15 protein-coding genes are annotated in these 17,423 nt (G+C 40.9%); 10 read left to right on the forward strand and 5 right to left on the reverse strand.

The window, feature by feature from the left end; genetic code table 11:
• Nucleotides 1–54: 54 nt before the first annotated feature.
• Nucleotides 55–168, reverse strand: coding sequence for an IS3 family transposase (locus ABOA58_RS05685; protein ID WP_350301578.1), 114 nt, complete (start codon nt 166–168; stop codon nt 55–57).
• A 91-nt stretch (nt 169–259) separates the two neighbouring features.
• Here ABOA58_RS05685 and ABOA58_RS05690 point away from each other — a divergent pair, with 91 nt between their 5' ends.
• The 6 genes from ABOA58_RS05690 to ABOA58_RS05715 all read left to right on the forward strand — a co-directional run bounded on the left by ABOA58_RS05690 (nt 260) and on the right by ABOA58_RS05715 (nt 6,716).
• Nucleotides 260–625, forward strand: a complete 366-nt coding sequence (locus ABOA58_RS05690; protein ID WP_350301579.1) for a hypothetical protein — start codon at nt 260–262, stop codon at nt 623–625.
• Between the two features lie 587 nt (nt 626–1,212).
• On the forward strand, nt 1,213–2,568 hold the full coding sequence (locus tag ABOA58_RS05695) for an APC family permease (RefSeq protein WP_350301580.1): 1,356 nt from the start codon (nt 1,213–1,215) through the stop codon (nt 2,566–2,568).
• 26 nt (nt 2,569–2,594) lie between these two features.
• Entirely contained in the window at nt 2,595–4,220 is a 1,626-nt protein-coding gene (locus ABOA58_RS05700; RefSeq protein WP_350301581.1) for an amidohydrolase, read from the forward strand.
• Nucleotides 4,221–4,254: 34 nt separating this feature from the next.
• The gene (locus ABOA58_RS05705) at nt 4,255–5,154 is read left to right on the forward strand and encodes a carbon-nitrogen hydrolase (RefSeq protein WP_350301582.1); all 900 of its coding nucleotides are present in this window, start codon (nt 4,255–4,257) and stop codon (nt 5,152–5,154) included.
• 450 nt (nt 5,155–5,604) lie between these two features.
• The gene (locus ABOA58_RS05710) at nt 5,605–5,745 is read left to right on the forward strand and encodes a hypothetical protein (protein ID WP_157831099.1); all 141 of its coding nucleotides are present in this window, start codon (nt 5,605–5,607) and stop codon (nt 5,743–5,745) included.
• Nucleotides 5,746–6,266: 521 nt separating this feature from the next.
• Nucleotides 6,267–6,716, forward strand: a complete 450-nt coding sequence (locus ABOA58_RS05715; protein WP_350301583.1) for a hypothetical protein — start codon at nt 6,267–6,269, stop codon at nt 6,714–6,716.
• Nucleotides 6,717–6,899: 183 nt separating this feature from the next.
• Here ABOA58_RS05715 and uraH read toward each other — a convergent pair whose 3' ends face one another.
• The 4 genes from uraH to ABOA58_RS05735 form a co-directional block, all read right to left on the reverse strand.
• The gene (gene uraH, locus ABOA58_RS05720) at nt 6,900–7,259 is read right to left on the reverse strand and encodes a hydroxyisourate hydrolase (protein ID WP_350301584.1); all 360 of its coding nucleotides are present in this window, start codon (nt 7,257–7,259) and stop codon (nt 6,900–6,902) included.
• Nucleotides 7,260–7,268: 9 nt separating this feature from the next.
• Nucleotides 7,269–8,762 carry a factor-independent urate hydroxylase gene (pucL, locus tag ABOA58_RS05725; RefSeq protein WP_350301585.1) on the reverse strand — a complete coding sequence of 498 codons (1,494 nt, stop codon included), beginning with the start codon at nt 8,760–8,762 and terminating at the stop codon, nt 7,269–7,271.
• Nucleotides 8,763–8,777: 15 nt separating this feature from the next.
• Nucleotides 8,778–10,103 (reverse strand): nucleobase:cation symporter-2 family protein, encoded by a 1,326-nt coding sequence (locus tag ABOA58_RS05730; RefSeq protein WP_350301586.1) that lies wholly within the window; start codon nt 10,101–10,103, stop codon nt 8,778–8,780.
• A 158-nt stretch (nt 10,104–10,261) separates the two neighbouring features.
• Nucleotides 10,262–11,878 carry a PucR family transcriptional regulator gene (locus ABOA58_RS05735; RefSeq protein WP_350301587.1) on the reverse strand — a complete coding sequence of 539 codons (1,617 nt, stop codon included), beginning with the start codon at nt 11,876–11,878 and terminating at the stop codon, nt 10,262–10,264.
• Nucleotides 11,879–12,177: 299 nt separating this feature from the next.
• On the opposite strand from ABOA58_RS05735, the gene ABOA58_RS05740 reads away from it, so the two are divergent.
• The 4 genes from ABOA58_RS05740 to ABOA58_RS05755 all read left to right on the forward strand — a co-directional run bounded on the left by ABOA58_RS05740 (nt 12,178) and on the right by ABOA58_RS05755 (nt 17,365).
• On the forward strand, nt 12,178–13,233 hold the full coding sequence (locus ABOA58_RS05740) for a Rieske 2Fe-2S domain-containing protein (protein WP_350301588.1): 1,056 nt from the start codon (nt 12,178–12,180) through the stop codon (nt 13,231–13,233).
• A gap of 197 nt (nt 13,234–13,430) precedes the next feature.
• Entirely contained in the window at nt 13,431–14,678 is a 1,248-nt protein-coding gene (gene allC / locus ABOA58_RS05745; RefSeq protein ID WP_350301589.1) for an allantoate deiminase, read from the forward strand.
• Nucleotides 14,679–14,692: 14 nt separating this feature from the next.
• Nucleotides 14,693–15,955: a pyridoxal-phosphate-dependent aminotransferase family protein gene (locus ABOA58_RS05750; protein ID WP_350301590.1), complete on the forward strand. Its 1,263-nt coding sequence runs from the start codon at nt 14,693–14,695 to the stop codon at nt 15,953–15,955.
• 30 nt (nt 15,956–15,985) lie between these two features.
• The gene (locus ABOA58_RS05755) at nt 15,986–17,365 is read left to right on the forward strand and encodes an allantoinase (RefSeq protein ID WP_350301591.1); all 1,380 of its coding nucleotides are present in this window, start codon (nt 15,986–15,988) and stop codon (nt 17,363–17,365) included.
• The last annotated feature ends 58 nt before the right edge of the window (nt 17,366–17,423 follow it).

Consider the following 17,423-nt stretch of genomic DNA (forward strand, 5'->3'; position numbering starts at 1 on the left):
AATACAAGGATTTGCATAAGTAAGTGAACCCAAAAAGTTAGACACTTTATTTACTTAGGCAGCCTTGAGGGCATGAACCCGGTAATCTACCGGGCTCATGCCTTTTAATTTTACCTTGATTCGTTGATGAGGGGTTTTTGAGCAAAGGGGTAACGTGTCATACGACATAGATATATGAATAGAACATCACTAAATTAAATAATATGATAACGGGGAGAAATGAGGTGATTGCCTGTTAGAAAGACTTAGAAAAATTGATATGAAAACAGCTGTATTTATGGGGATTAGCTTTTACTCTTTGACTATCTTAATCCATGTTCTTATTATTAACGGCATTATCCCATTGACATGGGTTAATGGTGGAAGGTCTGAATCTCTGGCTACTCAGCTACCAATTTCTATTATGAATACCATTATTTCTATAATTGGAGGTTTTTTCACCCTGTTTGTTGGAAGAAATATATTATATAAAGGAATAACCGTGATATGTTGGTTTTTTGTTGTGCTTTGGTCATTTGGGTTTATCCTGCAATTATTTGGAACAGCTTTTAAAAAAATGGTTTGTTCGTTAATATTGCTTCTTGGAGTCATCTCGAACTTGCGTATGGCAATTGAAACAAGATAGCACTAACACTTAAATCTTTATATGTACAGACTGTACACAAATGGTCTCATCCAAAACCTTGATTAAGACTGTTTAACCTTTATTTTTCACAGTAATCCTTAATGGATTGAAGAAATTTGCGACACACCTGCCGAATAACTGGCTGGCGGAGACCCCACAGACGCGTCGAGGAGGCTTGGCAGACAGTCGGCGGAAAGGGAGCGGATTTCTGAAATCAAGCTGGAACTTTTAAAAGGAAAAAAATGCAGGGAAACTTTCCAAACTCATTTAAAGAAGTTTTAGAGAAACTTTTTATAAAATCTACAAATGTTTTCGACTATTGTTAATTTACTCTTTCAAAGGAGTTGCTTTGGCAGCTCTTTTTCTTATGGAATAAAAAGGGGCATTCAAGAAGTAGTCGAACTGGTATTAACTTCCGTCACTGACGACTAATTATGCAATATTAAATAATTGATGTAGAATTGCATAAGCCTATTAATTCATTAAATAATCTGTATATTGCAATTGTTGGCAAAATACCATTATTCCCCACTTGGTATGGTATTTGCATATAAGTTAATTAATCACGAATAAGGGTGGAGTGATACATGGAGAATGCAAAATTAAGACGTTCGTTAACAGTATTTCCTTTAGTGCTATTTGGATTGGCTTATATGGCACCTACAACAGTTTTTTCTACTTATGGGGTTGTTGCGGAAATAACGAAAGGGATGGTACCTGCTGCTTATATCATAGCTTTGGCTGGTATGCTGTTTACAGCCTATAGTTATGGTCAAATGGTTAAGGCCTACCCTGTTGCCGGTTCTGCATATACATTTACTCAAAAGGCTCTTAATCCTCACCTTGGGTTCTTAGTGGGCTGGGTTATCCTATTGGACTATTTATTTTTGCCAATGATCAATGGATTACTGATCGCTATTTACTTAAACGCATATTTTCCATCCGTTCCTTTTTCCTTCTGGTTAATTGCCTTTGTCATTTTAATCACCACTGTAAATATAATTGGAGTGAAAATAGCAACAAAAATAAATGTTTTATTAGTTGCCTGTCAATTTCTAATAATAGTTATATTTACATTCCTCTCGATTAAAGGGTTGCTTAACGGAATGGGTTCAGGAACATTATTCATGAGTTCTCCATTTGTGAATGGAGATATACCACTATCTTTAGTACTAGCAGGATCTTCTGTTTTATGTTTATCTTTTTTAGGATTTGATGCTGTTACCACATTTTCAGAGGAGACCATTAATCCGAAAAAAATAATACCAAAAGCCATTTTCCTCGTCGCATTAATAGGGGGAGGTCTGTTTGTCACCATCTCATACATCAGTCACCTTGTTTACCCAAATTTCCAAGCTTTTAAAGATCCAGATTCCGCTTCCTTGGAAATCGCCATGTACATAGGGGGTAATTTATTTCAATCTATTTTTCTAGCAGGATATATTACCGGGGGGCTGGCATCTGGTTTATCAGCTCATGCAAGTGTTTCGCGACTTTTGTATGCGATGGGGAGAGATGGAGTTCTTCCAAAGAAAATATTTGGTCACATTCATCCAAAATTCCAAACTCCAACACACAACATCATCTTAGTGGGTATTTTTGCTTTATCTGCTTTATTTGTTGATTTAGTGACAGCATCATCCTTTATTAACTTTGGGGCGCTTGTTGCCTTTACCTTTGTTAACCTTTCAGTTATTTCCCATTATTTTATTAGAGAAAACCAGCGAAACGGAATGAACACACTAAAATACCTAATATTGCCTCTGATTGGTACTGGTTTCACAATTTGGTTATGGACCAGTCTTGATTCAAAGGCACTTTTACTCGGACTGGGATGGTTAGGAATTGGTTTCATCATGCTGCTTTCAAATACGAAAATGTTTAGTAAGCGGCCGCCAGAGCTTTCTATTGATAGTGCGATTGAAAAAGAAATTCAGGCATAAAACTATATTCATCAAGGAGGATAAAAATGGTAAGTGCAGACATCATTCTTTCAGGTCAACATGTTTTTACTGGGTTACAAAATGAGCCAATAAAAGCAGCTATCGCCATTAAAGATAATAAAATTATTAAAATCGGTTCTAAAGAAGATATAATGTCATTCCTTGGAGATCAAACAAAAGTGTATGACATGGAAGAGGGCCTAATTATACCGGGATTTCATGATTTTCATATGCACATTATGATGGGAAGCATTTTACAGAAGGATAGTGCCAAATTATTTGATGCAGCTTCAGAAGAAGATGCAGCCAAAATAGTAGGTGAATTTGCAGAAACGAGACCAAATGATGAGTGGATATTTGGCGTCGGTTGGGATCATACCAATTGGAAGAACAAAGTGCTGCCACATAGAACAACACTAGATAAATATATTTGTGATCGTCCTGTTTTATTATTCAATGCAGAAGTGCATTACGCATGGATCAATAGTAAAGCAATGGAAATGATTCAATTAACGAAGGATACACCAGATCCGGAATATGGAGAAATTGGAAAAGATGAAAATGGGGAACTGACAGGCCTTTTATTTGAACAGGCAATTGGGTATGCATCAGAACATGCATACAAATTACCGAAAGAAAAACGTGTAAACCTATTTCAAGGTTTTCTTAATGAAACAAAAAGATTGGGAATCACATCCGTTAATGATTTATACGGAGCTAAAATTGCGCCAAATCCATTAGACGATCTTGAAATTTTTAAGGAATTTGAGAGAGAAGGGTTACTTACAACCAGAATTCACTTTTCGCCTGAGTTAAAAATGGATTTAGCTGTCGCAAAGGAATTACAAAAAAGATATCAGTCAGACAAGCTCACCTTTTCTGGGTTAAAACAATTTATAGATGGTGTTGTGACAAGTCATACTGCTTTTTTATTGGATCATTACAAAGACCGTCCAGATACAAAAGGCGGAACAACTTATCCAGCTGAAACAATTAAACAATTAGTAAAAAAGGCAGATAAGGAAAATTTTCAAATTCGTTTCCATGCTATTGGTAACGGTGCTGTCCGCTTAGCATTGGATGCATTTGAAGAAGCGAGAAACGTAAATGGACAAAGAGATGCTAGACATGTCATTGAACATGTGGAGGTATTGCACCCGGATGATGTTCATCGCTTTAAGGAATTAGATGTAATCGCTTCCTTTCAACCTAAACACATTGAATTAATGGAAAGTGAGGCATATACAGCTAGAATCAGTGAAAAACAACAACCTCTCTATTATCCTATCAAAACACTAGTGGATACTGGTGCTAAAATTGCCTTTGGTACAGATTTTCCTGTAGTGCCCCTAAATCCCATGATGGGTATTTATCAGGCAATCACGAGAAAAGATTTAACCGGGAAGGCGTGGCAAGAGTCGGAAGGAGTAACATTGGCACAAGCGTTAAAATATTACACGGCTACACCGGCATTCGGGTCTTTCAGAGATAAAGAATTAGGCACATTGGAAGCAGGGAAGATAGCGGATATCGCAGTATTAAATAAAAATTTATTTAGCATATCAACAGAGGAAATTCTTGAAACAGAAGTGAAGATGACGATTATGGATGGAAAGATCGTATATGAAAACCAGGTCGTCCAAAAGGTATAAGATAAAAGAATATTAAAAGGTAGGTAGTGAGAAAATGTCAAAAGTAAAAGTTGGTCTTATTCAAATTCATTGCGGAGAATACATTGAGCAAAATATTCAAAAAACGATAGAGAAAATAAAAGAAACAGTAAATAAAGGTGCACAAATCGTTTGCCTACAGGAATTATTTTCTTCGCAATATTTTCCGCAAACGGTCAGTGTGAAAAATTATGATTTAGCTGAAGATGTAGATAGCGGTACATTAGCCGAAATGGGTGAATTAGCAAAGGAATTAGCAATTGTCTTGATTGTCCCTTTTTACGAAAGAGCAGGTGCTGGAATTTATTTTAATAGTGCAGCTGTATTTGATGCTGATGGAGAATGTTTAGGGATTACAAGAAAAAATCATATTCCGGATGGTCCCCAATATCATGAAAAATATTATTTCGTTCCAGGCAATACTGGGTATCCTGTCTATGAAACGGCTTATGGAAAAATAGGAGTCGGGATTTGTTGGGACGAGTGGTATCCAGAAGTTGCCCGAATTTTGAGCTTACAAGGTGCAGAGATATTATTCTATCCTTCCGCTATTGGTTCAGAGCCAGATCATCCCGAGATATCGACAAGATCATCCTGGGAAAAGGCAATTTCCGCTCATGGCATTTCTAATGGTGTATTCGTTGCTGCGACAAATCGAGTGGGCCAGGAAAAGGACATGAATTTTTACGGCGGTTCATTCATTAGCGATACATTCGGGAATATTCTAGCTTCACTTGATGATGAAGAAGGAATTATTGTGCAAGAAATTGATTTAAAAGAAATAGAAGAGACTAGAAAAATTCTGCAATTCTTTAGAGACCGTCGTGTTGATACATACGGCCCTATATTACAAAAAGAAATACTCCCAACCCCATCCCCTTCTAAAAAGGGAACAAACAAAGCGCTGTTTAGTTAATCAAAGAAATGCAGGTAGGATTACCTGCTCAGACTGTTTTGGACGCGCTAAATTTTAGGTAGTACAACTGAAAACACAGGTGTGAACTGTTGTGCTTGAAGCAGTTACAAATAATTACTGACTGCATTGCTTAGATAATCTATAGTTCAAAAGAAAAAAACCAATTTTCCTTTATGGAGAGTTGGTTTTTTACGCTATTCAAATGGTCGTTAATGTAACAGGCATTTTATTTCTTGCCTTAAAGAAAAAACGGGTAAATTAGCTTTTGAACGGAGCTGTCGCTAAGGCGGCTTTTTCTTTATACGACGGTTAGCGAAGAACAATATGGGAAATACTAAGAGAATGAAAATCTTACCGAATTTTCAGAAAAATACATTGACGGGAAATTGTTGTTGTTATATATTATTAATAAGTTAAATTTATTGTTATATAACAGAAGGAGGAGTCAAGATGATGAACATTCAGGATAAAGCCTATGAAAGTTATTTAAAGATTTGTGAAAGGTATGAAATCGAGTCGATAAACTTCGACCGCTTCATCAAAAATTTAACTAAAGATCAGTTGGATGAATACAGTAAATTAGCCGTTTAAATGAAAGGACGTGATTGCACAAGATGGACCTCCCGGTTGATGTAGATGTAGAAGCCAGTTAGAAACCCCACCAGTTGCTATGGGAACAGGTGGGGTTTTGTTATGTGTTTAGCTTATTTCATTTAGTTGCATGCCGCTATTTGGTAAGGATATTATAGCCCCTCTTACTAGTCTTAACTGACCTTTTCTGTGCTTCTAATACCACCACTATGTGAACAAACCCACAGTATAAGATAAATAGCTCCTATATTTAAAATATCCCATTATTTTAAAGAGCATTGTAGTAATTCGGCGTCCCGATAAAAAAGCATTGCAACGATAATTCAAACTGGTGCTTGTCTAAAATGTAGTGACATAGAAGACCGCAGAACAATAGCGTTTTTGTTTAGTACAGCTGCTTTATAAAACTTAATTTCCTGTTGTGAAGCTAGACCTTTGATATACAATATATGTAAGGGGGGCGGTGATTAATGTATCAGGGTTGAATATCTAGAATAAGGGTCAGACGATGGAGGTTCGCAGTGAAAAAAATCGGGGTTTTATTTGGAGTAATTGTTATTATAGGTATTGCACTTTATGTTATACTTGCTCAACCAAATCTTGAAGCGGATTTATTAGGAACAGGAGAAGATAAAAAGGTCATATTAGTAACTTTAGAGAATACGGGATTTCGTGATATTCAATTACTTGATATCCACGTTAACGGTACTGAAAAACCCGATATAGTTAAGCTACAAGTAAATAAAACAGGTAAAGGATTTGCTATTACAGATACTTTCGATGATCCGGGATATGAGTTTATGGATTATGACTCAATAGAAATTGAGCCTGAAAAAGAAGTGAATAAGAATAAAGAAGATATTGTTTCTGTCTATGCGCTGTCCATAAAACATAGTGTCGAAGTTCATTCATTATCTGTGAGTTATAAATATTTAGGTAAGGAATTTGAAGAAATTGCCAGTTTTGATTAGTTCGCATTTGCTATATAGTTTCCTCATCTTCTTTTGAAATCAAGAATCAGTATAAAGACTCGCTATCCACCTTTACTGATGCTTTTCATTTGTACACATTTAGGTTGCTTATCCAGCTAACTATCCTGACTGTAATCGATCAAACAAGAAACTGCCGGAGAAGGTCTTCTCCGGCAGTTTCTTTTAACTTCCCCGATACACTTGATAGCCCCATGGGGAAACGAGCAGTGGCACATGATAATGAGAGGATGGGGAAGATAGTCCGAAACGGACGGGTACCTGGTCCAAAAAGGGCGGATCAGGAAGCTCGATGGACTTATTCCGGAAGTAATCCCCGATATGAAAAATGATTTCGTAGTTTCCCATTTTAGTGTTTTCTGCGTTTAGCAGCGGGGCATCGAGCCTCCCGTCTGTATTTGTGACCGCTGATTGGAGCAGCTGCCAGTCAGCGGTGGATGATTCGGAAAAATATAATTCAATCGTCACGTTTTCGGCAGGCTGGCCATGCATTAAATCCAATATATGTGTTGTTATACCAGGCATAAATACTCCTTAACCGATGTTTTCTTCAGCAGCAGCCAGGATTTTGTTATTTTCGAGATTTTCTTTTTTAACGGTGAAGACCTGAAAGCCATATGGCGGGCGCGGCTCTGTATATACTTTTCCTTTGAATGCCGGGATTTCGGAAACGACTGTATCCCATGTGTGGTTTTGTGATTCGAATGTAACTTCAAGAAGCTGAGGGAATCTGGTTAAAATACGGCAGCCGATTTCATAAATCAGATTTTGGATCGAAGGAGTCTCCATTTCATGGAAAACGGATGTAGCAATATCGATTATCTGTTCAGCAGCCACGTATTTAGAAGGATCCACGCCGAATGCATCCTTTTGATCCTCATAGACCCAGTGGAGATTCAAATAGATGAAAAGCGGCCGATTTCCATCTTCGGGAAGCGTCGTATACTCATCACGGACAAAACCGACAAAAGAGTTCCCGCTTACTTTGATTAATTGAAGGTCAAGGATGGAACTGCTTTGCTGAACGATTTCGCTGCCGTTTTCCCCGCGGATGATTTCGACGGCTGCCTTGGCCCGTTCGTTGCGGGACTTTTTGAATACAAGGTCACTCGGTTTCAATTGAAGATCCGTCGCTTCAGTCACAGTTTCGAAAGGGATATCCTCGGCAATCAATTTAACCGTATCGATTTGAGGATATTTGTTCAGGAAGGCTTCTGACACATATGAAGCAAATCCTTCTAATGTTGCTCCTTTGAATGTGGCTAAATGACGTTGGATGAAGTTTTTCATCGAATCTGTCGCGACGACCATGGAATTGTCTCCTTCTGTGAAGGAGGGAAGAAAAGAGGAGCCGCCAATGGAAACTTTTACATTGGTGCCAAAAATGATATGATCTCTGCCTGAAAAAGTGGATTCTGGTATTTGTTTGATTCCGGTTAAAGGCTTTGAATAGGTCCTATAGGCAAAAACATTTCCTTTTCCATAACTTAGTGTTTGTGCGGCTGATTTATTTTTCATTGAATTCTCTCCTTCGATTTTTATTTTATCCTGTAAACGAAATAGGGCAATTTTATGAATTTCAGATAGGGCCTTATCGAACTCTATTGTTTCTGAATGGTGAATCCTTGTTTTCATCGATTGATATATGTCATTTTTATCTTTACCGCGTACAGCCAGGATAAATGGAAAGCCGAATTTATTCATATATTGCCGGTTCAATGATATGAAACTTTCATATTCATCGGCAGTAAGGTCCTTTAAACCGGCGCCATGCTGTTCCTTAGTCGAATCATCACTCATTTCAACTTTGTCCCCTAGGTTCGGGTGCTTCCTGATTAATGTTAACTTTTCTTCCTTTGACGAATTGCTTACAATGTCCACCATGCATCGATGCAGATTGATGATAGATGAAAATGGTCTATTGGCTGCCGCCTTTTCTGCAATCCAAGGTGAATGTTCGAAAGTATCACCAAGGAACATCGTGAACTCCTTTTCGCTAATTGCATTTAGTGACTTAATAGTAATCATTCTAAGGGCTCCTTTTTAAATGCTTTTTGCCATGAACTGATCTGTTTCCGCGATGGTTCTATCTGCCGCCTTTTTCCTTCGAGGAGTCAAGATCACATTCAGGATGATGGCTGTCAGGCTTCCTGTGATGATTCCATCACCGACAACGATACGGATTGTTTCCGGCAGGCTTGAGAATAACTCGGGAACGACGGTGGCGCCCAGTCCGAGTGAGACTGAACAAGCAATGACCAATAAATTAGCATTATCCGAGAAATCGACGTCATTCAACATTTTAATTCCTGATGAAACGACCATTCCGAACATGACGACGGTAGCACCCCCGAGAACGGCAGTAGGAATCAGGGTAGCGAGTGCTGCGATTTTCGGTACAAGTCCAAGCCCGATTAAAATGAAGCCGGCTACAATGGTGATTGTTCTTTTTTTCACACCGGATAATTGAACGAGGCCTACATTCTGGGCGAATGTACTATAAGGAAAGGCATTGAAAATCCCGCCTAAAGTGAAGGCAAGGCCTTCTGCCCGGTAGCCCTTGACAATATCTTTTTCACTCAATTCCCTGCCGGTTATTTTTCCGAGAGCAAGGAATGCGCCAGTGGATTCGACAAGGATGACTGTGCCAACCAACATCATCGTAAGTATGGGTGCTATTTCAAAGCTGGGTGTACCGAAGTACAAAGGAGCGGGAATATGGAACCAAGAAGCCTCGGCAACGGTGGAAAAGTCCATCTTCCCAAAAAACGTTGAAGCGATCGTTCCTGCTATGATGCCAATCAGAACGGAAATGGAGCGAATGAATCCAGTGAAGCAGCGATTGATTAACAGAATAACGGCGAGGACTCCTAAAGAAAGCATCAAGTTCTCGGCTGAGCCAAAGTCTTTGCTGCCGGAACCGCCAGCCATATTCTTTATGCCGGTGGGCACTAAGGATAATCCAATGATGATGACGACGGTACCGGTCACGACAGGCGGGAATAATTTAAGCAGTTTACCAAATATGTTGGAGAAAAAAATGATGAATAATCCAGCGGCGATGATTGATCCATAGATAGCGGAAATGCCATAATTGCTGCCGATGGATATCATGGGGGTGACTGCGACGAAAGAAGTTCCCAAAACTATCGGGAGGCCAATGCCAAAATATTTATTTTTCCAAGATTGCAATAATGTAGCGATCCCGCAGGTCAATAGATCAATGGCAATAAGGTAGGCTAACTGTTGAGAATTGAATCCCAATGCCCCGCCGACGATGATCGGCACCAATATGGCACCAGCATACATGGCAAGAACGTGCTGAAGACCTAACGAGAAGGCCTTGGACTTGTTAATTCTGTCATTCATAAAAAAACTCCCTTCTGCAATAGCATGTCATTTTATATCACGTGATTCTGTTATGATTAATATCATAATAAAAAATCAGAAAATTGTCATTAGTTAGATTAGACAATTTTTAGTTGTGGATATAGACAACTTGCATAAAGTGATGGGAGGCTTTTGTTTTATATTTTAAGTAAGGTTTTAATGCGAAGGGCAAGCCGTATCTGGAGTGTGGTCTCCGAATCTTTCAGGCTCTTGCCGAGCAGCTCTTCGCATTTCTCGAGTCTGTATACAACTGTGTTTCGATGTACGAATAACCTTTTGGCAGTTTCAGATATTTGACAATGAGTTTCGAGATAGACGGATAATGTCTGTAATAAAGATTGCTCCTCCTCGGTGAAAACCTTTGAAAATCCCTGTAGTGCATAATGGTGAAAATTCATGAGGTCTTCTTCGGGGATGATCCTCAATAATTCCATAATATCCTTCGTTCGGAATATTTGGATGTATTCGGTCCTTTTCGAAAGACCTCCTTCGAGAAGGGAGTCGTTCGCTTCTTTGAAAGAGTTCTTGGTCTGTAAAAAACTCTGGCTCAAATGGCTCACTCCGAAAGAAATCGTGCAGCCGAACTGGCTGGCTGTTATCCTTTGCAATGATTTTAGCGAGGTTTCGACAGTCTGGAGAACGTCGGCAGAGACTTCATTCACTTCATATAAAAGAATGCATTTCTTGCCTTTGGTAAAGAGATGAATGGGATTGGGTGATAGGCAAAGTTCATCTTCCAAAAACTCGTATATCGAATCAGCCCTTCGTTGCAGCTGTGTGTAACTTATGTCCGAATCGGATTCATCGATCTTTCCGACTGCGCATATATAGGTTTGTTCATTGGGTAAGGAAAACTCCTTTGCCCGATTTATGATTTCCTCTTGTGAGGAGAAACTGCCATCAAGAAAATGAAGGAAGAAATCATTTCGGATATTCCGATCATGCTGTTTAAGGGCGTGTTCTTTCATCAAGGCAAAAGAAATGACATTGGTTGCCTGTTCTATCGTCAATGTTATGAGGTTATCGCTAGTCTTGATTTCTCCCGATATCGTCAAATAACCAAATTTTTCTTCATTCATAAAGATGGGGAAGACGGTATAGGGCTGTTTATTGGAAAGGGACGAAAATGAAAAGAAAGACGTTTTGGTTTTGTGGAATCGGAATCCCTCTTCGCTCATTTTTTTGATTATTGGAATAATTGCGGATGTAGAGATTGGTTGGAATATCGGTTTTAGGTACTGGTCAACTAATAAGATGGGGTATCCAATCATATCCGATAAATGATCAAGCAGCTTTTGAATCCCTTTGCCGCGCATGATTAAGTTTGTGAATTGCTTATGTGTTTCCATGGCAAAGGTCAATTCCGCTGCACGTTGATCCAAAATCCCCCGGAATGTATGGTTGATGATTTCCCCGAGTGACAATTCGGCCGGGAGTTCAATGATTGGAAAGGATAAATCATTGGCAAGAACCAGTGCCTCCTCAGGTATTTCCTTTATGTACCTCCTTGTCTTTATTCCCAGGGCTGCGCAGCCTTGGCTTGCCATCGCTTCGACGAGTGATGACAAGAGATGCGGCTTGTCCTTTATGTGATAAGCGGTCGTTACAAGGAATTCATTTGGTTTTAAAAAGTTGATGATATCCGGAGCGTCCATCATATTGACTGTGCGGACTTCCCGTTCGAGCCCTGTTCCTCCGGCAATTAAATGCATGCCGGTTAATGCTGGCAATGTTAAAAGTTCGGCTACCTTCATCTGAAACACCTCATTTTGGAAAATTTGAGTATTGAGTGTAAGTTTATAAATACAAGGGAAATGAATCGGTTTTAAATTAGTGCGTGTTACTGATATTAGTCGTTTACTAACGTGTTTTGCGGATTTTCATTATCATATCATACAAACCCTTTGGCATATCCTACAAATTTCATTGTATGGATTGCTGGATAAATAAAAAAGTATTTGCGTGTTAGGTTTTATAACATTGTTAGTGACATATTATCTCGATTTTGTTAATATTTATAAAAAATTAACGTGAGGATAAGGGAGACGATAAAATGAGTGAAGGCACAGTTGCTTCCGGTAAGAAAAAAAGAGTAACGCCGTTTCCGAAAGAATGCACATTCAGCAAAGGGGACTGGGATGTATTATCGCAATATTGGTTTCCTGTGGCTGCAGTCGAGGAGGTATCGGAAAAACCGATAGGCATTAAACTTCTGGATGTGCACCTTGTCCTTTATCGGGCCAATGGGAAGATTATCGTTGCGAGGGACCTTTGTCTGCATCGCGGTGTGCCATTAAGCATGGGGTGGGTGGATGGTGATGATATCGTATGCCCTTACCACGGTTTTAGATATGGTCCGGAAGGGAATTGTACGGGGATACCTGCGCATCCCAACGCTAAAATATCCCCGCGTCTTTGCATTAATATTTATCCCGCGATAGAGCGCTACGGCTTGGTTTGGACTTCGATTGCGAGCGATAAAGAGGATATTCCGAAGTTACCGGCCTGGGATGATGAGGAATATTTGAACATCCTGCCGCCATCCATAGACATTGCCGGTTCAGCCGGTCGGCAGATGGAAGGTTTTTTGGATGTGTCCCACTTTGCTTGGGTTCATTCGGAAAGCTTCGCTGATCGTAACAATCCTATCGTTCCTAGTTATAAGGTGGAAAAAACGGAGTATGGCCTGCATGTGGAATACTTAAGTTCCGTCAGTAATTACGGAAAAGGCATGCGGCATTTAGAACCTGACAACTTTGAGTGGCTGCGTGTTTTTGATATCTATCCACCGCTGGCGGCCAAGCTTACTGTCCATTTCCCGGAGGATGGAAAACTTCACATCCTGAACTGTGCCAGTCCGGTTTCGGCACGAAAGACAAGAATGTTTTCGCCGATGGCCCGTAACTTTGATATAGATGCCCCGGTTGAAGATACTTATGAATTCAATTTGCAGATTTTCAATGAAGATAAGGAAATGGTGGAAAATCAAAAGCCGGAGGAGCTGCCTCTCGATTTGCAAGCGGAAGCGCATATCGCGGCAGATAAGACGTCGATCGCTTATCGTCAGCTATTGAGGGAATTGGGCTTAGGTTCAAATTATACAAGTTGATAAAAAGAGGGTGTCCGGTTTAATGGGCGCTCTCTTCTTTTATTGGCTTACTTTCAGTTGGTTATTTTGCACAAAAAAACACCGAAATACTAACAGAATTGTCAATGAAGTTAAATGCGAAAGCAAGTAAAATAATAGATAACATAAATTTGTGAATATTCATAACATGAATGGATATTGAGAAGGGAAGCGATGTGATGGGCATTCAAATCGAAAAATTCATAGATGAAAAGGATGATGTTGCGTCGATGATAGAATGGTTGGCATCTTTCGGGGCAACGGAGAATAATGGGGTGACCCGGTTATTATATTCCAAGGAATGGATGAGCGCTCAGCAGGCAATGAAAGCTGAGATGGAAAAAGAAAAGCTCAGTACATATTTTGATAGTGTAGGCAACTTGTTTGGCAGGCTTGAGGGAACGGATCTCTCCGGTGGAATCATTCTGACTGGTTCTCATATAGACACGGTCAAGGATGGGGGGAAATATGACGGCGCATATGGGGTCATCGCTAGTTTCCTGGCAGTTAAGAGGTTGTATAAAGCCTATGGGGCGCCGCGAAAGACGATTGAAGTCGTTTCCTTTTGTGAGGAGGAAGGAAGCAGATTTCCCTTAACGTTTTGGGGGTCGAGGAATATTAAAGGAATCTATGGTCTTGAGCATGTCAGGGATTTAAAAGATACAGAAGGAATTCCTTTTTTGGAAGCCATGAAAAAGTCAGGGTTTGAACCTGAAGCCTATAAAACCCCGGTCCGCGATGATATTGAACGGTTCGTCGAAATTCATATAGAACAGGGGATGGTGCTTGAAAAGAATGAGAATGCAATTGGGGTCGTCAGCCATATTGTCGGGCAGCGCCGTTATACGGTTAAAATCATGGGTGAGAGTGATCATGCGGGCACCACTCCCATGTCATACAGGAAGGATGCTGTCGGTTTTGCTTCGGAATTCATTTCTTTTTTAACGAAAAAAGCGAAGGAGATGGACCCGGGTTTAGTTGCGACGGTTGGCAGAATGGATGTTAAGCCTAATGTTCCGAATGTCATTGCTGGTGAAGTGGAGCTCAGTCTCGATATCAGGCATCACGAGGAAGAGGTTCTTGAAAGGTTTTGTAAGGAAATCTTTTCGACTTTCGATTCCTTGGCAAAGGAGGCTGAAATGAAGTTGGAGGTTTCACAATGGATGGATGTCAAACCTGTTGCGATGGATCGGGAAATGAATCGCCTTGTCCGAAAGATAACTGAAGATAAAAATATACCATACCAAGATATGGTCAGCGGAGCCGGCCATGATGCACAGGTATTTGGTTCGTTTTGTCCGACTTGCTTGCTGTTCGTTCCAAGTAAGGGGGGGATCAGCCATTCGCCTAAGGAGTTTACGAGTGTTGCGGATATGGAAAAGGGAATCGACGTTTTAAGTGAAATACTATATAAATTAGCCTATTAAAGGAGTTGGGGAAAATGGCATATTCAGAATTGAATGCACCGATGAGAACGATCATGACACCAGGACCGGTCGAAGTGGACCCGCGTGTTTTAAGGGCGATGAGCACACCGATATTAGGGCAATTCGATCCTGCATTCACTACAATCATGAATGAAGTGATGGAAATGCTGCGTTTGGTTTTTCAAACGAAAAATAAATGGGCATTCCCGATCGATGGCACCTCAAGATCGGGTAATGAAGCGATTTTATGCAGCATCATTGAGCCGGGAGATAAGGTTCTGGTTCCCATATTCGGTAGATTCGGTCATTTGTTGGTCGAAATCTGTGAGCGATACGGAGCTGAAGTCCATACGATGGAATGTCCTTGGGGAGAGGTGTTCGAACCGCAAGCTGTCATCGCGGAAATCAAGAAAGTCTCCCCTAAAATAACAGCAATCGTTCATGGGGAAACTTCCACTGGTTGTATGCAGCCTTTGAAGGAAATCGGGTTGGCCTGCCGTGAATTGGGTGTCCTGCTTGTGGTGGATGCGGTTGCCTCCATCGGGGGCACCGATGTTAAGGTGGATGAATGGTGTATTGATGGGTTGATAGGAGGGACGCAAAAATGCTTGTCCGTTCCTTCAGGTATGGCACCGATTACGTATAATGAGAGAATAGAAGAAATCATCCAGTCCCGCAAAAAGGTGGAACGTGGTATTGCGACGGATGAAGACAACCAAAAGGTTTCGCTCCGCCGTCCGATCACCAGTAATTATTTCGATTTAAGCATGCTGCAGGATTATTGGGGACCGCGCCGCTTGAATCACCATACAGAAGCTACTTCCATGATTTATGCGTTACGTGAAGGGTTGCGCCTTGTGCTTGAAGAAGGTCTGGAAACGCGCTTTGCCCGTCATGAACTCCACGAAGCTGCTCTCGTTGGAGGGATCAAGGCAATGGGGCTAACGTTATTCGGGGATGGGAAAAACAAACTTCCGTGTGTAACTTGCATCGAAATTCCAAAAGGAATCGACGGTGAGGCTGTAAGAGCCATGCTGTTGAATGAATTTGGCATCGAAATCGCTTCCTCGTTTGGTCCGCTTCACGGGAAAATCTGGAGGATCGGGACCATGGGATTCAGTTGCAGGAAAGAAAACATCCTCTTTGTATTGGCTTCCTTGGAAGCTGTCCTTTTGCGCCAGGGGTTCCAAGTTAATCGGGGAGAGGCTTTGCAGGCTGCACTGGATGTGTATGTGGGAAAGACGGAGAAAGTGTCTGCATCAAGGGGTTCTCTTTGATTATAAAACTATTTTGGAGGAGTGGTCCGTATGTCAATATATGATCTTATTATCCGCAATGGATATGTAGTTTTTCCTGATGGAGTGAAGAAAGCTGATCTCGCCATCCAGGATGGGGTGATTGTTAAGATTGGGGATATCCTGGATGGTAAAGGTGAAGCAGAGTATGAAGCGGATGGCCAGCATATCTTTCCTGGTATGATTGATGTCCATGTGCATTTTAGCGAACCTGGCCGCGCTCATTGGGAGGGCTTTGAAACAGGATCGCAAATGATGGCGGCGGGAGGCTGCACCACATATTTCGATATGCCATTGAATGGAATCCCTTCAACGATTGATCGAAAGGCTTTCCTTGAAAAGGGCAAGCTCGGTGAGATGAAGTCGGTTGTAGACTTTGGATTATGGGGAGGACTGGTCCCGGGAAATATCGATGATTTAGAGGATCTCGCCAAATCCGGAGTCATCGGATTTAAGGCCTTTCTTTCAGCGACGGGAAATGAGGAGTTTGAACGGGCAGATGATTTCACCCTTTTACATGGAATGAAGAAAATAGCGGAATTGGGAAAGGTCTTGGCCCTTCATGCGGAAAGTGATCCGATCACTCAGTGGTTCAAGCGGGAAAAAGAGAAGGATGGACTATTCAGTGCGAATGATTATGCAGCTACAAGACCTGTGCAAGCGGAAGCGGAGGCTGTGGAACGTGCCATTACATATGCAGAGTTAACGGGCTGTCCGCTGCACTTTGTCCATATTAGCAGTAGTTTGGCCATCGAAAAAATTGAATCGGCCAAACAAAAGGGGCTGGATGTGACGGTCGAGACGTGTCCGCATTATTTATTATTCAATCAGGATGATTTAATAGAAAAAGGCGCGGTTGCAAAATGTGCTCCCCCGCTAAGGGAAAGAGAAGAACAAGAAAGATTGATTACCCGTTTAATGGAAGGGAAATTCGATATGATTTCTTCTGACCACTCACCATGCCCTTATGAGCTGAAAGATCCTGCCATACATAATATTTTTGAAGCGTGGGGCGGAATAAGCGGGGGGCAATTTTCGCTGATGTCGATGATAGAATTGGCAGTTTTACATGGTATCCCGCTTCATAAAATCGCTGAGTGGACAGCTTCAGCCCCGGCAAAAAGGTTCGGTCTTTCCTCTAGAAAAGGACAAATTAAGGTAGGGAAGGATGCAGACCTTGCCATCGTTTCACTTAATGGTACGCATGAAGTTTCGGAAACGAATTTCTTCGCGAAACATAAGCAAAGCGTTTATATGGGCCATACCTTTCCTTGCCAAATCACGGCTACCATTAATAGAGGGAAAATAGTTTACGAGTCTGATGTAATCAGTGAAAGGGAGCGTGGGGAGTGGCTAAAAGTGATAGATTCCAGTATTGCGGTCAATAGCTAGGAAGAAGGGTTATAAAATAAGGGAGGGGGATTCCAAATCGGGGATCCCCTTTTTATTA

The sequence above is a fragment of the Peribacillus frigoritolerans genome (genome assembly GCF_040250305.1).
Lineage (GTDB): Bacteria > Bacillota > Bacilli > Bacillales > DSM-1321 > Peribacillus.

Excerpts from the sequence above, each read along its gene's own strand:
- ABOA58_RS05685 (WP_350301578.1), bottom strand. The coding sequence starts at position 168 with ATGTCGTATGACACGTTACCCCTTTGCTCAAAAACCCCTCATCAACGA.
- ABOA58_RS05690 (WP_350301579.1), top strand. The coding sequence starts at position 260 with ATGAAAACAGCTGTATTTATGGGGATTAGCTTTTACTCTTTGACTATC.
- ABOA58_RS05695 (WP_350301580.1), top strand. The coding sequence starts at position 1,213 with ATGGAGAATGCAAAATTAAGACGTTCGTTAACAGTATTTCCTTTAGTG.
- ABOA58_RS05700 (WP_350301581.1), top strand. The coding sequence starts at position 2,595 with ATGGTAAGTGCAGACATCATTCTTTCAGGTCAACATGTTTTTACTGGG.
- ABOA58_RS05705 (WP_350301582.1), top strand. The coding sequence starts at position 4,255 with ATGTCAAAAGTAAAAGTTGGTCTTATTCAAATTCATTGCGGAGAATAC.
- ABOA58_RS05710 (WP_157831099.1), top strand. The coding sequence starts at position 5,605 with ATGATGAACATTCAGGATAAAGCCTATGAAAGTTATTTAAAGATTTGT.
- uraH (WP_350301584.1), bottom strand. The coding sequence starts at position 7,259 with ATGCCTGGTATAACAACACATATATTGGATTTAATGCATGGCCAGCCT.
- pucL (WP_350301585.1), bottom strand. The coding sequence starts at position 8,762 with ATGATTACTATTAAGTCACTAAATGCAATTAGCGAAAAGGAGTTCACG.
- ABOA58_RS05730 (WP_350301586.1), bottom strand. The coding sequence starts at position 10,103 with ATGAATGACAGAATTAACAAGTCCAAGGCCTTCTCGTTAGGTCTTCAG.
- ABOA58_RS05735 (WP_350301587.1), bottom strand. The coding sequence starts at position 11,878 with ATGAAGGTAGCCGAACTTTTAACATTGCCAGCATTAACCGGCATGCAT.
- ABOA58_RS05740 (WP_350301588.1), top strand. The coding sequence starts at position 12,178 with ATGAGTGAAGGCACAGTTGCTTCCGGTAAGAAAAAAAGAGTAACGCCG.
- allC (WP_350301589.1), top strand. The coding sequence starts at position 13,431 with ATGGGCATTCAAATCGAAAAATTCATAGATGAAAAGGATGATGTTGCG.
- ABOA58_RS05750 (WP_350301590.1), top strand. The coding sequence starts at position 14,693 with ATGGCATATTCAGAATTGAATGCACCGATGAGAACGATCATGACACCA.
- ABOA58_RS05755 (WP_350301591.1), top strand. The coding sequence starts at position 15,986 with ATGTCAATATATGATCTTATTATCCGCAATGGATATGTAGTTTTTCCT.